We start from the raw sequence: 15,047 nt of genomic DNA, 5'->3' as shown, positions 1-15,047 counted from the left end.
TTACAGCGAGTAGTACATTTCAAACTCGACCGGGTGAGTGGTCATGCGGAACTTGTTGACTTCTTCCATCTTCAGTTCGATGTAGCTGTCGATCCAGTCCTTGGAGAACACGCCGCCACGGGTCAGGAACTCGTGATCTTCACGCAGGGCTTCCAGCGCTTGTTCGAGGCTGTGGCAGACCTTCGGAATCAGCTTGTCTTCTTCCGGCGGCAGATCGTACAGGTTCTTGTCTGCTGCATCGCCCGGGTGGATCTTGTTCTGCACGCCATCCAGACCCGCCATCATCAGTGCGGTGAAGGCCAGGTACGGGTTGGCCAGTGGATCCGGGAAGCGAGCCTCAATACGGCGAGCCTTGTCGGATGCCACGTACGGGATACGGATCGAAGCGGAACGGTTCTTGGCAGAGTAAGCCAGCATCACAGGGGCTTCATAGCCCGGCACCAGACGCTTGTAGGAGTTGGTACCCGGGTTGGTGATGGCATTCAGTGCCTTGGCGTGCTTGATGATACCGCCGATGTAGTACAGGGCGAATTCGGACAGACCGGCATAGCCATTGCCTGCGAACAGGTTCTTGCCATCCTTCCAGATGGACTGGTGAACGTGCATGCCCGAACCGTTATCGCCAACGATTGGCTTCGGCATGAAGGTTGCGGTCTTGCCGTACTGATGCGACACGTTGTGCACAACGTACTTCAGGCGCTGAGTCCAGTCAGCACGCTGAACCAGCGTGGAGAACTTGGTGCCGATTTCGTTCTGGCCGGCAGTGGCCACTTCGTGGTGGTGCACTTCAACCGGGATGCCCAGTTCTTCCAGTGCCAGACACATGGCCGAGCGGATGTCCTGGAAGCTGTCAACCGGAGCGACCGGGAAGTAGCCACCCTTCACGCCCGGACGGTGGCCGGTGTTACCGGTTTCGTAGTCTTCGGAGGACGACCATGCGGCTTCTTCGGACTTGATCTTGACGTGGGTGCCGGACATGTCGGTGCCCCAGGTCACGCTGTCGAAGATGAAGAATTCGGGTTCCGGACCGAAGAATGCGGTGTCGCCCAGGCCGGATGCCTTCAGGTAGGCTTCGCCGCGCTTGGCGATGGAACGCGGATCGCGGTCGTAGCCCTTGCCATCGGTCGGGTCGATCACGTCACAGGTGATAAACAGGGTCGGCTCGTCGTAGAACGGGTCGATGGCGGCGGTCGATGCATCCGGCATCAGCAGCATGTCGGAGGCCTGAATGCCCTTCCAGCCAGCAATCGAGGAACCGTCAAAAGCGTGGCCGCGTTCGAACCACTCTTCATCCACCACGTGGGACGGCACGGTCACGTGCTGCTCTTTGCCCTTGGTGTCGGTAAAACGCAGATCAACGAAGCGAATGTCGTTTTCCTGAATTTGCTTGAGAACGTCGGCCACAGCCATGAGACTCTCCTGTGAGGATTTCAGCCGGGATACACATGGGGTTCCCGGCATGTGGGATCAAAGTACCGCGAGATACTATATCTTTGTGCAGTCCCGTGCTAGCGGGAGCATTGCGATGGCGCAGTAATAAGCATGCTTCGTGCCAGCGCGAGGTTTACGTCCGATCAACGGGTTGCACAGTGTGTGAGCTGTTTGTGTGCGCGCTTTTGGTGCGCGCATTGCAGTAAGCGCTCCAATTTGGTGCGCTCGTCTTATCAAAGCATTATTGCCATATAATCTTGTTAGTCAAATGACAACCATCAGGAAAATGCATCATGAGTCAGCTTAACGACATCCTTCAGCATGCTCGGGAACGTGCAACCCAATCAGCCTTGCCCTATTCGGGTGCCGTGACGCCCGAAGAAGCGCATGCGTTGCTGACCGGTCTTGGTGCAGTCCGACTGGTGGACGTGCGGTCAGCTGCAGAGTGGCAATTTGTCGGCGGGCCCGAGCAAGCGGTGCGCATTGAATGGAAGAGCTGGCCCGGGATGGTCCCCAACCCGAATTTTCTGGAGCAGCTCCAGCATCAGGTAGATAAGGAGTCCGTGCTACTGTTCCTCTGCCGCACGGGGGCGCGCTCGCATGACGCTGCAGCGGCCGCTGCAGCACACGGCTTTACGGAGTGCTACAACATCCTCGAAGGCTTCGAAGGCGATAAGAATGCAGATGGCCAGCGTGGTGCGGTCAACGGCTGGCAAGGGCGCAAGCTGCCCTGGTCGCAATCCTGATCGGGGTGGATGAATGGATCGTTACGCCCTGCTGGGACATCCCGTTGCACATAGTAAATCGCCGCTGATTCATGCTGCATTTGCCAGACAAACCAATCAGAAACTGACCTACGACCGTATTCTGGTGCCACTGGACGGATTTATCGAATCCGTGGCGGATTTCTTCGCCATGGGCGGACTCGGCTGCAACGTCACCCTGCCATTCAAGGAGGAAGCGTTTCAGTTCGCCAATCAGCTGACCGACCGCGCAGAGCAGGCGGGGGCAGTCAATACACTGTGGATTGATGACGACGGGGTGGTCGGCGACAACACCGATGGTATCGGGTTGGTGCGTGATCTGTCGCGCCATGTAGATTTGAAAGATGCGCGTGTGCTGCTGCTCGGTGCAGGTGGTGCGGCGCGCGGCGCTATCGGGCCTTTGCAGGAAACAGGCGTGGCTGGTATTACCATCGCCAATCGTTCGCTGGATAAGGCGCAATTGCTGGCAGAACGGTTTGCATCTACTTCTCACAGGGTGCAGGCCGTCACGCTGGATCAGCCGGGTGAAGGGTTCGACCTGATCATTAATGCAACGTCCGCCAGTATCGGTAGCCAGCATCTTCCCCTGCCGGATACCGCCTTCAAGCAGGTACATCTTGCCTATGACATGATGTATGCAGCCGAACCCACCAGTTTTCTGAAGCAGTGTGCCGATGCGGGTGTGCCTCAATGTGTAGATGGCGCAGGGATGCTGGTCGAACAGGCTGCCGAATCGTTCTGGCACTGGCGGGGCGTGCGGCCGGATACTGCGCCTGTTTTGGCGGACATTCGTGCAACCTTGCAACAGCCACTTTAATCCGATGTCATTGTAATGCGTCGCTCCGTATATAATCGCCGCCCCTTTACGTTCAGGAGGACGCAATGGTGCTGACCTGGGTCTGGCGGATACTGCTTGCGTTGATATTGTTATTTCTGGCGTGGCAGGTCTGGATATTTGCGCATGTGTGGTGGTGGCAGGATCACAATCCCGATACGACCGCATTTATGGAAATCCAGCGGGCACGCTTGCAGAAAGATGATCCTGATGCGGATATCACGCACAAATGGGTGCCCTATGAGCGCATCTCTCCCCATCTCAAACGTGCGCTGATTGCTAGCGAAGATGCCAAGTTCCTCGATCATGATGGCTTTGATTGGGAAGGGCTGCAGGCCGCCTGGGAAAAGAACCAGAAGAAGGGCAGGATTACTGCCGGTGGATCGACGATCAGCCAGCAGCTCGCCAAAAATCTGTTCCTAAGCGGCAAGCGCAGCTATCTCCGCAAGATTGAAGAAGCAGCGATTACGGTGATGCTGGAGCACATGCTCAGCAAGCGGCGCATTTTCGAAATCTACCTGAACGTGATCGAGTGGGGCGATGGGGTGTTTGGTGCAGAAGCGGCAGCACGCCATTATTACAAGACAAGTGCGGCGCGGTTGAGTGACGCCCAGGCAGCCAAATTGGCAGCCATGGTGCCCAACCCACGCTATTACGATAAAGCGCGCAACGATAAGCGTCTGCTCCGCAAGACTGCCATTATCGTTCGGCGCATGAATTACGCGGATGTACCCTGATGAATTTTTTGCGTGCTGTGTACTCTGTGTACGTCGCCATTCTGTTTCTTGTGCTGTGTACGCTGGGCATGCCAGTCTATGCGCTGGCATCGTTTACGTCTGTCAAAACCTGCCAGCAGGTGATTGCCTGGTATAACCGCACATCAATGCGCTTGTGGGGTGTACTGGCCTTCATGCCGATCAGTATCGACGGCGAGGAACATCGCACCCATCGCGCGATGGTGATGGTGGGCAATCATTGCAATCTACTGGACATGCCGGTCACTGCCGCGGCCATTTATCAGCCCACGCGGGTTCTGGCTAAGGCTGAATTTGCCAGGATTCCGGTGCTGGGATTCTTGATGAGTCGCTTTTGTGTGCTCGTCAGCAGAGATTCCGCTGCGTCGCGCAAGCAGAGTGCCGAAGCAATGGTGGCCGCCTTGCAGTCTGGCGAGTCTATTCTCGTGTTTCCGGAAGGTACGCGCAATCGTGGCAAGGAACCCGTGCAAGCCTTTAAAGATGGCGCATTCCGTGCGGCGATCGCAGCTCAAGTACCCATTCAGCCCTTTGTGCAAATCAATATGCGCTGTGGCCAATTATTCGGCAAGATACTGTTTCAGCCTTATGGCCTGAGGGTGTGTTATTTACCGGCCATCCCGACAGTCGGCATGACAGAGGAAGATGTGGCCATGCTCAGAGATCAAACGCGTCAAGCGATTGATGCGTGTTTGCGAGCTGAGGATGATTGGTTTAAAACTCATTAATAAGAGGTTGTAGCCATGCAAATTAACTTTCAGTTCCCTGAAGGAATTAAAGGCATTGCGCAAGGACATCCGCTATCCAAGCGCTTTCATGTTTTTTTATTTGAGGATGGATCTCAGACTTCTATTCCTCAGGATTTTTTTACGCGCTGGGATGGTGAATTTCCGCAGGGTGTCACAATTAAGATGGGGAAGAACTCCGGATTCGGACTAGGCTCAAGAGTTAAATACGATGGGGGTATTCAAATACTAGAGGTTGGGAACTATGTCGCTGCTGGAAATGAGATCAAGATTATTCTAAATGGACTTCATGATACCCAGGGCCTATCCTCTTATATGCTGGGGCTGCTCGGTGCTCCCTACAGACCTCAGCCCCAGCTTGGTAATACAGTTATTGAAAATGATGTATGGATTGGTGACAATGTCTTGATTCTCGGCCAGTCGAAGATTTCTAATGGGTGTGTGGTTGGCGCGGGTTCAGTTGTGCCACCAAAAAAAGTATTGGAACCCTATGGTGTTTATGTGGGAAATCCTATCAAACTTGTTCGCTTCAGATTTGATGAAAAAGTCATTGCCGAATTACTTGATATTCAATGGTGGAATCAGCCGCTAAGCTGGATTCGGCAACAAAAAGCAGCGATCGAAACGGATCTGACTGAAGACGTTTCAAAGTCATTGGAAATATTGTCTGAAATGAAACGCAGTTTAGTTTGATTCCGCTGTAAGGCACTTACTAGGGCGCAAATTTCCAAGAGAAAAATGCATTTCATAAAGACTGCGCCCCAGCATTGCTGCATCAGGTCGTGGCTGTACCGGTGCAGCCAGCCCCGGACAGATCTGCGCAATATAGGCTATACAGTCTATCAATCAGGGCGAGTGCCTGCGGACTGGTCACGCGGTAATAAATCTGTTTGCTGGCGCGGCGGGTATCGACGATGCCTGCGCGACGTAGCACACCCAGTTGCTGCGACAGGGTCGGCTGGCGAATCTGCAGGACGTCTTCCAGTTCGCTCACACAGCGCTCACCTTGCGCAATCTGGCACAGCAGCAACAATCGTTCCGGGTTGGCCAGCACTTTCAGCATGTCCACGGCCTGATCGGCTGAATGACGCATTCGGGTGATATCCACCTCAACGGGTGAGTGAGTCGCGACTTGTGCTGTGCTAGCCATGATTGCATCTTTCATCTATACGCTTCATATTATACTGCTGAATAAAGTATAGAAGAAGTTCTAAAGAAAGTATGGATATGGATCAACCTTCTGTGTTGGGCATCGCTCATTGGGATCAACGTTTTCAGGCAGATGGCTTTCTGTTTGGTGAGAAACCGAGTCAGTTTGTCCTAAAGCATGCGCACCATTTGCCTGCAGGGGCGAACGTACTGGCCGTGGCAGATGGTGATGGCCGTAACGGCGTGTGGGCGGCGCGGCAGGGTTGTACCGTGGACGCGGTGGACGGTTCTGCCGTTGCGGTTGCAAAGGCGCGCCAATTTGCTACCGGGGGTCCCAATTACCGTGCTGATGTTGCCAACCTGCTGGGCTGGGATTGGCCAGATCAGGCCTATGATGTGGTTCTGGCCGTGTTTATTCAGTTTGTGCCTGAAACCGATATGCCTCGTGTATTTGAGGCCATGAAGCGGGCTGTAAAGCCTGGTGGTGTGCTGATGCTGCATGGTTATACACCGAAGCAGCTTGAGTTTGGCACAGGTGGCCCTAAGGTGAAGGAGCAACTCTATACGCTGGGCTGGCTCGAGCAGATGTTCGCTGGATGGGATGTACTGACCCGGGATACATACGAAATGCATCTTGAGGAAGGCAGCGCGCACGCGGGGATGTCAGCGCTGGTCGACTGGATTGTGCGTAAGCCGCAGGTCTGAAAAGCATGGCATTCCAGATTGTCGGCTGCCATACATTAAGTGTATCGAATCCCGGAGACCATCATGGACCTGCAGCACGCGATCGAAGCACATGCCAACTGGAAAACTAAACTGCGCGCCGCCATCAGCAATGGCGAGCAGATGGATGCCGCAACGATCAGCAAGGACAATTGCTGCGAGCTGGGCAAATGGCTGTATGGCGATGGTAAAAAGCAGTTTGGAACGCTGGCGGCGTTTCAGGATTGCACTGCCAAGCACGCGGCGTTTCATACTGAGGCAGGTAAGGTTGCGCAGCTGATCAACAAAGGTGAGTACGAAAAGGCTGAAGGCATGCTGGGCGCGGGTACGCCTTATGCCGCAGCCTCGACCGCTACCGGGGTGGCGATTACCAAGCTGCGCAAGGAAGCGGGCATCTAGCTATCTGTTTGTGCAGGGCAGCTCTTGCTGCCCTCGTTTCATACAATGCGCTGCACTATTCGAAGTCTGGCAAGGACTCGCGCTCAATAGGTAAGGGACTGTTTGCCAAGCCGTCAATGCCACCTGCGATAGAGATAATTTGCGTATATCCCATCACTTGCAGCGTCTGGGCTGCCAGTGCTGCACGACCGCCCGTTTTGCAATAGACGCAAAGTGGCGCATCACTCGGTTTTCCTTCCAGTACATCTGCAATTCGAAATTCCAGCATGCCGCGTGGTACATTAACAGCACCTTTCACCCGAGCTGTCCGATACTCGTCCGGCTCGCGCACATCCAGCAACAGCGCGCCTCGTGCAACCCACTGCGCTGCTTCATCCGGTGCTACTTCACGGATACTTGCTTTTGCCTGCATGACCAGCTCATGAGCGGTTTTCATTCTGTCAGTCCTGATTGATTTATTATCTGAATTAATAGTATATCGGGTGATATAGTGAATCAAGGTCTGCCTCAGTGTCTATTCCATTCGTCTGTTCGGAGGAATTCCAGCATGCAGTTCACAGATCAAGCATCGAGATCGCGATTGAATCGCGAGTTCCATTCCCGTCCGCCGATTCCGCTGCATGGTTCGGCCATGGTGACGCATGTCGCCTGTCTGCGCGATCAGGGGCAGGATGAGCGCGAGCGTGGCCATTTTCAGGTGCTGGCCAGTGCACTGGGGGCATCGATTGAACAACCCGCGCCAGAGCTGGCGATTTTGTACTCGGATAAGCGCTGTGTTCGCTGGGAGCGGCATACGGAATTCTCCAGTTACACCTTTTTTCATATGGAGATCACCGATGCAGCGCCATTCTGGCAGCAGGCCCCCATGGCAGGTGTGCCAGCAGGGTGGCTGGACAATCTGCCCGGAGAGATGCTGGTGGCGTGCTGTATCGAGATGCGCAGGCAGGCGGTCGACGATGAAGCTGCGCTGATCAGTCAGTTTGCAGGCGATGGCCGCCAGATGGTGGTGTCGCGTGCAGTGGATGGTGCGGCCTGGATCGCGGCGGATTTCCTGTTTGGGGGCGATAGCCCGTGGGGTGATGCGTTTTCCCGCTTTGTGCTGATTAATGATGGCATGACGCCGCGGCAGGCGGGTCGCACGGTGCAGCGGCTGATTGAAATCGAAACCTATCGTTTGTTTGCCCTGCTGGGGTTGCCGGTGGCGCGTGAACTCGGCCAGTGGATACGAGGGGCGGAGAGTACGCTGGCGGATCTGACCGGGCGAATTGAGGCGGCAAATGGCTTGAAAGATGAACATGCAGTCTTGAATACGCTGTCCGCTCTGTCGGCCGAAGTGGAGCGGATTCATGCCACCACCGGCTTCCGGTTCGGTGCAAGCGAGGCCTATCATGCGCTGGTGCGCCAGCGCATTGGCGAATTGCGCGAGGAACGGGTGCCAGGCTTTCCCACGTTTAGCGAGTTCATGGAACGACGACTGACGCCGCCGATGGCGACCTGTCAATCAATGCGCGCACGGCTGAAGCAGCTTTCCTCTGGACTCGCACGTAGCAGCGCATTGCTCCGCGCACGTGTTGATGTCGGCCTGGAGCAGCAGAATCAGGCATTGCTGCAGCAGATGAACCAGCGCAACAAGCTGCAGTTCCAGCTACAGGAAACGGTGGAAGGATTATCGGTTATCGCGATGACTTACTATGGCTCCCAGCTTGTACATCATATGGCGGCGGGGATGGAAGCGAAGGGCTGGCATGTCTCTCCCGAGGTTGCAGCGGCCGTTGCAGTGCCGCTGATCGCCGGGATGCTGTACTGGCGCTTGCGGGTGCAGCGTACCAGGCTGCACCGTGCGCTGGTGAAGGGTGATTAAAGGTTACCTGCTGGCGTGGCAAATCAGTTCATGATGGGTTTCGCCCGCCTGCGCCATGCGTTCCAGCGCTTCAATCACCTGAACGCTGAGTTGTTCCATCTGTCCGAGCAGGCGAGTCATCTCGTCGGTCCGCCCGCGCTCGTGTGCTTCCACAGCCTGACGGGCAATCTGATGCAGATTCTTGTGCGGTGAATCCAGATCGCCATAGCCCGGGAGCTTGGAAAAACAGGCCTTGCCATCACCGTGAAGATACCATTGGCCTAGCCGGCAATGTGTATGTTCCTCAAGGCTGCTGGCGGACTCATGGCTTAAGCCCAGCAAAATACGGTACACTCGGAATTTGTATGATACGTGGTCGATTTTGGCGAGTTCGCAAAAGCTGCGTAATGCCGATGCGGCCACCCCGTTTTCCATCGCTTTGGAGAGCCCCAGCAGGGTTTCCAGTGATGCACTGGCCTGCGAGCCACGTTCAACAGACTCGGCCGCCAGGCTGGCCAGCGCTGCAATCAACTGCTTGCCCTCACCCGATTCCGAGCTGATACGGCTCACCAGTGTACTGATTTCCGATGTTGCCCCGGTGGTGCGTTCAGCCAGCTTGCGCACTTCATCGGCCACCACGGCAAACCCACGCCCAGTTTCACCTGCGCGTGCTGCTTCAATGGCGGCGTTGAGCGCAAGCAGATTGGTCTGGTCGGCAATTTCCTTGATGAGCTGCACGATGCTACCAATGGCATGAGCCTGATGATCCAGTTCATCAATCTTGGAGGTGACTTGCTGGCTTTCACTCGCCAGCCGGTGAAGGCCCGAGGCGATGGCACTGACGCTGCTGCTGCTCGATTGCGAAGCGGCTTGTGAACTGACAGCGCGGTCACGCTCCTGCACCATCTGATCGGCCAGCCTTTCCAGCGTACCCTGTGCCATCGACAAGGATTTCGAGAAATGATCGAAATGTGTCATGACGGCCTGTCGGGTTGCCAGCTCCTGCTCGGCCCGCTGTTGCGCTTCCCTGCATCCCTGCAGGGCGCGTTCCGCATCTTCCCTTGCGCGCTGCGCTGCACTCAGCTGGGCTTCCAGTTCAAGAATACGCGACTGTGATGCCCCGCCCGACTGCTTTTGTCCGAAAAACATGCCCGCTTCCCCCGCCATGAATCTACCGTGAATAAATGGTCACACTCATTTCATTGTCAGCGACAAATGGCTGAAATCAAGCCCTGAATGCGTGTTCGCCCCTGATTCTTGCTAGTAATGGCAAGTGCTTGGGTTAAAAAAGTATATTGAAGTTGATAGGTTTGGTTTTTTTCATAATTGACAATTTGCGTAAGTATGCAAATAATGAACTAACTAGCATCAGGAGTGGACCATGTCAGTCAAACCATCTTGCCTCTTTCGTCTCGCACCGATTGTGCTCGCATTCGCCGTGCCCGTTTGGGCCGGGCAACTTGCCCATGTGCCGGTCAGAAGTGATTCGCTGGCAAGTGCATGGACGGCCGATGGCGTGGTGGAGGCCGAACGCCACAGCGAGATGGCCGTGCAGGTGGCGGGCATGATTACCGAGGTCAAAGTGCATCCGGGTGACCGGGTGAAGAAGGGGCAGTTGCTGGTTTCGGTCGATGCGCGCGCAGCCAGTCAGCTTGCCGTGGCCTCCCGCGCACAAACAGAGGCTGCACGGGCACAGCTGGATGCGGCGCAGAAGGAATACGATCGCCAGAAGCAGCTTTTCGCCAAGGGCTACATCAGTCAGGCGGGTTTGGAGCGTGCAGAAGCGCAATTCAAGGCTGCCAGTGCACAGGCGAAAGCGTCGGGCGCCAGTGCCGATGCCGCGCTGACTCAATCCGGGTTTTATACGCTGACTGCGCCCTACGATGGCATCGTGGCGGATGTGCCGGCACAGGCGGGCGAAATGGCCGCGCCGGGCCGTGTGCTGGTGAGCCTGTACGATCCTGCCCAGATGCGCGTCACCGCAGCGGTGCCGCAAAGCAAGGTCGATGCAACGATCGGGACCGATGCCGTGCGCATTGCAATATCGGGCGTGAAGGAGGCGGAAGCGATGGTGCCTGCCCGTGTGGTGGTCTACCCGGCAGCAAATCAGCAAACGCATACCGTGCAGCTGCGTGCGTGGCTGGGCAAGGCGCCTGCAACTGTTGTGCCGGGCACCTTTGCACGTGTACAGATTGCCGGAGCGTCTACGGGCGGTGAGCGTCTGTATATCCCGCAGCGTGCGGTACTGAATCGCGCCGAAATGCGTGTGGTGTATGTGCTGGATGCCAAAGGCAATCCACTGCTGCGGCAGGTGAAGCTGGGTCCGGCTAATGGCGGCGAAGTGGAAGTGCTAGCCGGACTGAGTAAAGGCGAGCACGTTGCGCTTGAACCACAACAGGCCGCTCGCGGCAAATAAGGAGGGGCCATGCACACCAAACTAGGCGTCTCCGGACGCATCGCTGCGTATTTCCTGAATGCCCATCTCACGCCGTTGCTGGCGCTGACCGCGATTTTGCTGGGACTCTTCGCCATTCTTGTCACCCCGCGCGAAGAAGAGCCGCAAATCAATGTCACCATGGCCAATGTGCTGGTGCCGTTTCCCGGTGCGTCGGCGCACGATGTGGAAACCATGGTGGCCACACCGGGCGAGCAGGTGATCAGCCAGATTGCCGATGTCGAACATGTGATGTCGGTCTCGCGCCCCGGCATGGCGGTGCTGACCGTGCAGTTCAAGGTCGGCGTGCCGCGCACCGAAGCACTGGTTCGCCTGCACGATACCTTATTGAGCCATCGCGACTGGTTGCCGCAGGGCCTCGGCGTGATGGAGCCCATTGTTAAACCCAAGGGCATTGATGATGTGCCGATTGTGTCGCTGACCCTGTGGTCGAAAGATCCGGCGATGGGGCCGCGCAATCTGGAGCAAGTTGCCCAGAGCCTGGAGGCTGATCTCAAGCGCGTGCATGGTTCCCGCGAAATCAGCACCATCGGCGGGCCGGGGCGAGCGATTAATATTGATGTCGATCCTGCGCGCATGGCCGCGTCCGGTCTGGCGGTCAGCGATGTGCAGCGCATGCTGGCGGCGGCCAATGCAGGTGGCAGCATGGGCGAGCTGGTGACGGGCAATCAATCTGTCGCCATTGATGCCGGGCCATACATCGCCAATGCCCGCGATGCGGCGCAGATGGTGGTGGGCGTGCGTAATGGCAAGCCGATCTATCTGCAGGATGTCGCCCGCGTCACTGACGGGCCGCTGCCCAGCGTGCGCAGCGTCTGGCATGGCGTCGCGGGCAAGGATGGCGGCGAATATCCGGCGGTGACGCTGGCGATTACCAAGCAACCCGGCCAGAACGCCGTGGTGGTAGCCGATGCGCTGATCAAGCGAGTGGACGAGCTGAAAAATACCGTTATTCCCGCCAATGTCGAGGTGTCGCTCACTCGTAATTACGGCGAAACCGCCAACGATAAAGCCGACAAACTGATCCACAAGCTGATGTTTGCTACGGCGTCGGTGGTGGCGCTGGTGTTCTTTGCGCTAGGCAAGCGTGAAGCGGCGATTGTCGGCGTGGCGGTGATGCTCACGCTGCTGGTGACCCTGTTTGCCTCCTGGGCATGGGGATTTACGCTGAATCGTGTTTCATTGTTTGCACTGATTTTTTCCATCGGCATTCTGGTGGATGATGCGATTGTGGTGGTGGAGAACATCCACCGGCATCAAATGCTGGAACCGCATAAATCGCTGATGGAGCTGATTCCCGGCGCGGTGGATGAGGTGGGTGGCCCGACGATTCTGGCGACGCTGACGGTGATTGCCGCCTTGCTGCCCATGGCCTTTGTATCCGGCCTGATGGGACCCTATATGAGCCCGATCCCGATCAATGCCAGCATGGGCATGCTGCTGTCACTCGCCATTGCCTTCATCATTACGCCGTGGCTGGCCAAGCGCTGGATGCGTGACGGTCATCATGCACATGAAGATGGACTGGCGAAGCGCCTTGAACCCACCTTCCGCGCAGTGTTCCACCCCTTCCTGACCGACGACACCGGATCGCGTAATCGCAAGAAGTTGGGCGTGGGCGTGCTTGCGCTGATTGTGATGTCGGTGGGTCTGCCGGTGATTGGCTGGGTGCAGCTGAAAATGCTGCCCTTCGACAATAAATCCGAATTCCAGATTGTGGTGGACATGCCTGCCGGTACGCCGGTGGAACAGACCTCGGCTGTACTGCATGAACTGGGTCGCTATCTCTCGACTGAGTCGACTGTCGTGAGTTGGCAGACCTATGCGGGCACCGCCGCGCCGATCAACTTCAATGGGCTAGTGCGCCAGTATTACCTGCGTGCCGGTGGCGAGGTGGGCGATGTACAGGTCAATCTGGTCGACAAACATCATCGCAGCGAACAGAGCCATGCGATTGCTACCCGCTTGCGTCCCGGCCTGCAGGCGATCGGCAAACGCTTCGGCGCAAACGTGAAAGTGGTGGAAGTCCCGCCGGGGCCGCCTGTGCTGGCGCCGCTGGTGGCGGAAATCTATGGTCCGGATGCCGACGGTCGCCGTCAGGTCGCCAAGGCCGTGCGCGCGGTGTTTGAAAAGACGCCGGGTATTGTCGATGCCGACGACAGCACCATTGTCGACGCGCCGCGCAAGGTGCTGCTGGTGGATCGCAACAAGGCCGCGTTGCTGGGTGTCCCCCAAGGTGAAATTGTGGCGACCCTGCGGGCAGGCCTGTCTGGCATCGCTGCGAGCTATGCGCACGACGAAAGCAAATATGCTGCGCCATTGATGGTTCGATTGCCAGAGTCGCTGAGCGGCAATCTCGACAATCTGCTGCAACTTGGCGTACATGCAGCCGATGGCCGTCTGGTGCCGATCCGCGAACTGGTGACCATTAGTGACACCGTGCGCGAGCAGCCTTCGTATCACAAGGATGGTCTGCCGGTGACCTTCGTGGTCGGCGATATGGCAGGCAAGGTGGATAGTCCGCTCTATGGCATGTTCGGCATGCGCGGCGATATTGCTGCGATCAAGACGCCGGATGGTGCTGGTATCACTGAGTATTTCATCAAGCAGCCATCCGACCCCTATCGTGGCTATGCCCTGAAGTGGGATGGCGAATGGCAGGTGACGTACGAAACCTTCCGCGATATGGGAGCCGCTTATGGTGTGGGGCTGATCCTGATTTATCTGCTGGTGGTGGCCCAGTTCGGATCCTACCTCACCCCGCTGATCATCATGGCACCGATTCCGCTGACCATCGTCGGTGTGATGCCGGGGCATGCGCTGCTCGGTTCGCAATATACCGCCACCAGCATGATCGGCATGATCGCGCTGGCCGGGATCATCGTGCGGAACTCCATCCTGTTGGTGGACTTTATCCGCCTGCAGGCCGGGCGCGGCATGGATTTTAAGGAAGCCGTGGTCAGCGCTGCCGTGGCGCGTGCGCAGCCGATTGCGCTCACCGGGCTGGCCGCCATGCTGGGTGCCTTCTTTATCCTCGACGACCCAATTTTCAACGGGCTCGCCATTTCACTGATCTTCGGGATTTTTGTCTCTACCCTGCTCACGCTGGTGGTGATCCCGCTGCTCTATTACGTGGCCTATCGCGGTCAGTACGAGCAGGCAACACAGGAGTAAACATCATGACTTCATGGCGTATTGTCCGCATCGTAGCCGGTACCTTCATTCTGCTGAGTCTGGCGGTGGGTATCCCCGGCAGCCCGGTTTTCTTGTCGCAATGGTGGCTGGCCTTTACTGCCTTTGTGGGCGTGAATCTGCTACAAAGTGGCCTCACCAAGTGGTGCCTGATGGAAACCATTCTGCGCAAGGTGGGTGTACGGGGCGGGTGCTAATATCCGGCATTCGTTTTTCGGAAACAATTTGTCAGGAGTGATTCATGCATCTGTCGTGTCCACATTGTGGTGCCACCAACCGTATTCCAGACGAGCGCCTCAACGATGGCCCCAACTGCGGTAAGTGTTCGACGCCCTTGATGGCGGCTGAACCCGTGGCGCTGTCTGATACCCAGCTCCCTGGATTTCTGGCCAATACGGAATTGCCCGTGGTGATTGATTTCTGGGCGGCGTGGTGTGGCCCCTGCCGCATGATGGCCCCGCAATTTGAAAGCGCAGCCGCAAGCGAGCCGATGATCCGTTTCGTCAAAGTCGATAGCGATGCCGCGCCCGTTGCTGCCCGCAGTTTTGGCATCCGCAGTATTCCCACACTGATCCTGTGGCATCAGGGGCGGGAAGTCGCGCGGCAGTCAGGCGTATTGCAGGCGAGCGCGTTGCTGGAATGGGTGAGGCAGTCGCTACGAAGCATGTAAGGGATGCAATCCGCCTTTTCCCACGACATACCGCAGTAAGTTGATGGAATCGATTGATAGTTGATGTGAACGATTGAGCGACCATTCATAG

The 15,047-nt window shown here is 56.8% G+C and carries 16 protein-coding genes; 12 read left to right on the top strand and 4 right to left on the bottom strand.

The annotated features are described in order from the left end of the window. Positions 1 to 1,410 carry a glutamate--ammonia ligase gene (glnA, locus tag KSF73_01130; GenBank protein MBV1774309.1) on the bottom strand — a complete coding sequence of 470 codons (1,410 nt, stop codon included), beginning with the start codon at positions 1,408 to 1,410 and terminating at the stop codon, positions 1 to 3. 314 nt (positions 1,411 to 1,724) lie between these two features. Between glnA and KSF73_01125 the strand changes: the two genes are divergently transcribed. The 5 genes from KSF73_01125 (at position 1,725) to KSF73_01105 (ending at position 5,221) form a co-directional block, all read left to right on the top strand. Continuing rightward, complete coding sequence (locus KSF73_01125; protein MBV1774308.1) at positions 1,725 to 2,177, top strand: rhodanese-like domain-containing protein; 453 nt, start codon at positions 1,725 to 1,727, stop codon at positions 2,175 to 2,177. A gap of 13 nt (positions 2,178 to 2,190) precedes the next feature. After that, entirely contained in the window at positions 2,191 to 3,012 is an 822-nt protein-coding gene (gene aroE, locus KSF73_01120; GenBank protein MBV1774307.1) for a shikimate dehydrogenase, read from the top strand. A 65-nt stretch (positions 3,013 to 3,077) separates the two neighbouring features. Continuing rightward, complete coding sequence (gene mtgA, locus KSF73_01115; GenBank protein ID MBV1774306.1) at positions 3,078 to 3,767, top strand: monofunctional biosynthetic peptidoglycan transglycosylase; 690 nt, start codon at positions 3,078 to 3,080, stop codon at positions 3,765 to 3,767. Next, positions 3,767 to 4,510: a 1-acyl-sn-glycerol-3-phosphate acyltransferase gene (locus KSF73_01110; protein MBV1774305.1), complete on the top strand. Its 744-nt coding sequence runs from the start codon at positions 3,767 to 3,769 to the stop codon at positions 4,508 to 4,510. The genes mtgA and KSF73_01110 overlap by 1 nt, the downstream gene beginning before the upstream one ends. Positions 4,511 to 4,525: 15 nt before the next feature. Then, positions 4,526 to 5,221 (top strand): acetyltransferase, encoded by a 696-nt coding sequence (locus KSF73_01105; GenBank protein ID MBV1774304.1) that lies wholly within the window; start codon positions 4,526 to 4,528, stop codon positions 5,219 to 5,221. 82 nt (positions 5,222 to 5,303) lie between these two features. On the opposite strand, the gene KSF73_01100 is transcribed toward KSF73_01105, so the two are convergent. Then, on the bottom strand, positions 5,304 to 5,678 hold the full coding sequence (locus KSF73_01100; protein MBV1774303.1) for a metalloregulator ArsR/SmtB family transcription factor: 375 nt from the start codon (positions 5,676 to 5,678) through the stop codon (positions 5,304 to 5,306). 77 nt (positions 5,679 to 5,755) lie between these two features. Here KSF73_01100 and KSF73_01095 point away from each other — a divergent pair, with 77 nt between their 5' ends. After that, positions 5,756 to 6,382, top strand: coding sequence for a class I SAM-dependent methyltransferase (locus tag KSF73_01095; GenBank protein ID MBV1774302.1), 627 nt, complete (start codon positions 5,756 to 5,758; stop codon positions 6,380 to 6,382). Between the two features lie 63 nt (positions 6,383 to 6,445). After that, positions 6,446 to 6,799, top strand: a complete 354-nt coding sequence (locus KSF73_01090) for a CZB domain-containing protein (GenBank protein ID MBV1774301.1) — start codon at positions 6,446 to 6,448, stop codon at positions 6,797 to 6,799. A gap of 55 nt (positions 6,800 to 6,854) precedes the next feature. On the opposite strand, the gene KSF73_01085 is transcribed toward KSF73_01090, so the two are convergent. Further along, positions 6,855 to 7,235, bottom strand: coding sequence for a sulfurtransferase (locus KSF73_01085; GenBank protein ID MBV1774300.1), 381 nt, complete (start codon positions 7,233 to 7,235; stop codon positions 6,855 to 6,857). Positions 7,236 to 7,346: 111 nt separating this feature from the next. Between KSF73_01085 and KSF73_01080 the strand changes: the two genes are divergently transcribed. Further along, positions 7,347 to 8,660, top strand: a complete 1,314-nt coding sequence (locus tag KSF73_01080; protein ID MBV1774299.1) for a DUF3422 domain-containing protein — start codon at positions 7,347 to 7,349, stop codon at positions 8,658 to 8,660. 3 nt (positions 8,661 to 8,663) lie between these two features. Here the strand turns inward: KSF73_01080 and KSF73_01075 are convergent, their stop codons facing one another. Continuing rightward, positions 8,664 to 9,788: a CZB domain-containing protein gene (locus KSF73_01075; protein MBV1774298.1), complete on the bottom strand. Its 1,125-nt coding sequence runs from the start codon at positions 9,786 to 9,788 to the stop codon at positions 8,664 to 8,666. A 232-nt stretch (positions 9,789 to 10,020) separates the two neighbouring features. Here KSF73_01075 and KSF73_01070 point away from each other — a divergent pair, with 232 nt between their 5' ends. Genes KSF73_01070 through trxC form a run of 4 tightly spaced genes read left to right on the top strand, consistent with a single transcriptional unit; the run spans position 10,021 to position 14,956 of the window. Continuing rightward, on the top strand, positions 10,021 to 11,055 hold the full coding sequence (locus KSF73_01070) for an efflux RND transporter periplasmic adaptor subunit (protein ID MBV1774297.1): 1,035 nt from the start codon (positions 10,021 to 10,023) through the stop codon (positions 11,053 to 11,055). A 9-nt stretch (positions 11,056 to 11,064) separates the two neighbouring features. Further along, positions 11,065 to 14,268 carry an efflux RND transporter permease subunit gene (locus tag KSF73_01065; protein ID MBV1774296.1) on the top strand — a complete coding sequence of 1,068 codons (3,204 nt, stop codon included), beginning with the start codon at positions 11,065 to 11,067 and terminating at the stop codon, positions 14,266 to 14,268. A 5-nt stretch (positions 14,269 to 14,273) separates the two neighbouring features. Then, a complete protein-coding gene (locus KSF73_01060; protein MBV1774295.1) occupies positions 14,274 to 14,483 on the top strand; it encodes a DUF2892 domain-containing protein in 210 nt (69 codons plus the stop codon). 44 nt (positions 14,484 to 14,527) lie between these two features. Continuing rightward, positions 14,528 to 14,956 (top strand): thioredoxin TrxC, encoded by a 429-nt coding sequence (trxC, locus tag KSF73_01055; GenBank protein MBV1774294.1) that lies wholly within the window; start codon positions 14,528 to 14,530, stop codon positions 14,954 to 14,956. Positions 14,957 to 15,047 lie beyond the last annotated feature (91 nt).

It is taken from the genome of Burkholderiaceae bacterium DAT-1, from assembly GCA_019084025.1.
Taxonomy (GTDB): domain Bacteria; phylum Pseudomonadota; class Gammaproteobacteria; order Burkholderiales; family Chitinimonadaceae; genus DAT-1.
Note: the sequence above shows the minus strand (reverse complement) of the source record. Positions and strands in the feature narration are given on the sequence as shown.